We start from the raw sequence: 2,042 nt of genomic DNA on the forward strand, positions 1-2,042 counted from the left end.
CTAAGCGGAAAATAATGGTTGGCTATAATCGCGAAGCGATGGCCAACTGTTATTTTTCCGTTTAAGCAACTTGTTATGCATTTTGATTGAGAACTTCCAGCAACGTTTCACACTGAGATTGAATAGTTTCCATTGCTATTAAATTACCTAACATATAGCCATTTTCATTTTGTATTGATGAAGACATATCACATTGAATTCCATTACCGCTTCCTTTGAAAAACTCATCTTTCTTTCGGCCTTTCCCAAGAAAATATTCATCAGAATGTTCTCTCATATCTCTAACATCAACAGCATCTTCAGTTGCCTTTATAAATGATGTAAGGCTCTCTTTGATATTCTTTGGGGAATGGTGAACGATTTGTTTTGAAAACCTAACGCTCATTACGGTAGCAGTTAACACATAATGCTCATCAAACATTCTGCGTTTATGAAAGCTATCCTCAAAAGAAAACGGCTTATTAATATTATTTAGAAAAGCTCGACTACCATCAATGGCTTCAGCTAACCAACTTTTCAAAAAGAACATTGTTGTTTCTTTACTCTCAGCGTCCATTGAAACTCCATTAATGCATAACGCCGCATTAAGCGGACTAAAATTGTTGGTTATAATGTGGAGCGAAGCGGAACCTAACCAACTGTTTTAGTTCCGTTTAAATGCCTTGTTAGGCTTTTTCTAGTTCAGTAGACTTAGACCATTCTTTTTGAAACAAACTTTTTAAAGCTTTATCGTGAGCCATTTTTGAGTGTAGTCCGATCGTTGATTCTAACATTTTGGTTTTTCCAAAATCTGAACTAGAAACCCAAACAGTTTCGGGAGCAATTAACACCACTTTAGCATTCATATTTGGATGCAATGCTATATGAACATTAGGGAATTTATTCTTTAACATTTGAGCATTATCTCTTGCATCTTCATTAGCAATTATAAATATATCAATAGGACGTTTATTAATGATTTTTGCTATGTAGTCTAGGTTTGGTAAATGATGGGTCATTATACGAAGACAACCATCCATTTTTCCTAGTTGAGAAAGTCGAGTATTCCAAGTGCTTACGCACACTGAAAACTTCGCGTCATTACATGCAAAAGCAAAACCACCGTTATCATCGCGAAAAGTCATATATTCTCCTATACGTGGATACAACGTTGAAAGCCTAACGCCGCGTTAAGCGGACTAAAATAGTGGGTTAAAATGTGTAGCGAAGCGAAACGTAACCCACTGTTTTAGTTCCGTTTAAACGCCTTGTTAGAACTTAAGTGAACCATGGCAGACAAGAACTTTCGCAATTGCTTCTTCGTGAACTTTGGTTTCTAGAACATTATCAAATGATCTAGTTGTGCCGTGTTCTTTGAAATAAACAGAATACCATGTAAGCCTAGCGTCCTTTAAACAATACCATCCATCGTAGGTCTGGTGTTCAAAAGAAAGCCAAAAAACATTTTCACAATTACATACTATTTCATCTTTAACATTCGTGTTACTTTGCAAAAATGCAGTAAATTCCATTTCATTTTTTATGTTATTTAATTGCACTAAATTGGTTAAATATTCTTTAAGATCAGATTCATTCATGATGACTCAACTCATTGCAGTAGTTCTAACGCCGCACTAAGCGGATTAAAACAGTTGGTTATAATTTGTGAGGCACGAACGAAACCAACTGTTTTAATTCCGTTTAAGTGCCTTGTTAGTTGACTTTCGGACTAAACGAATGCGCAAACTAACTTGCTGATATTCGGTACATTTTACACTGCTTTAAAACAGAAACTACAATCACTATTTGAAAACATGATCCAAGCAAGATTACACGATTGGAAACTAGAAACAGAATAACGCCATTATAAACAAGCAAGAATTAATGGAGCGTAGTTGCATTATTTACCGACGTACGCAGACGACTATTAGTGACAACCTTTTATGGCGTTATGAGCGTATTTACAAAACTCACAACGCACCAATTGACGAACATAAAACAACTTAAATTAAAGCAAGCAAATCAATTCAGAAACTAAATACATGCCAAATATTGAAGACAAC

At 35.4% G+C, this 2,042-nt stretch carries 3 protein-coding genes; all 3 read right to left on the reverse strand.

The annotated features are described in order from the left end of the window. Window positions 1-73: 73 nt before the first annotated feature. The 3 genes from CXF74_RS21165 to CXF74_RS21175 all read right to left on the reverse strand — a co-directional run bounded on the left by CXF74_RS21165 (window position 74) and on the right by CXF74_RS21175 (window position 1,577). Window positions 74-556, reverse strand: a complete 483-nt coding sequence (locus CXF74_RS21165) for a hypothetical protein (protein WP_101084597.1) — start codon at window positions 554-556, stop codon at window positions 74-76. A gap of 109 nt (window positions 557-665) precedes the next feature. Continuing rightward, the gene (locus CXF74_RS21170) at window positions 666-1,124 is read right to left on the reverse strand and encodes a hypothetical protein (RefSeq protein WP_101084599.1); all 459 of its coding nucleotides are present in this window, start codon (window positions 1,122-1,124) and stop codon (window positions 666-668) included. Between the two features lie 126 nt (window positions 1,125-1,250). Next, window positions 1,251-1,577, reverse strand: a complete 327-nt coding sequence (locus tag CXF74_RS21175; protein ID WP_101084601.1) for a hypothetical protein — start codon at window positions 1,575-1,577, stop codon at window positions 1,251-1,253. Window positions 1,578-2,042 lie beyond the last annotated feature (465 nt).

It is taken from the genome of Psychromonas sp. Urea-02u-13 (genome assembly GCF_002835995.1).
GTDB lineage: Bacteria > Pseudomonadota > Gammaproteobacteria > Enterobacterales > Psychromonadaceae > Psychromonas.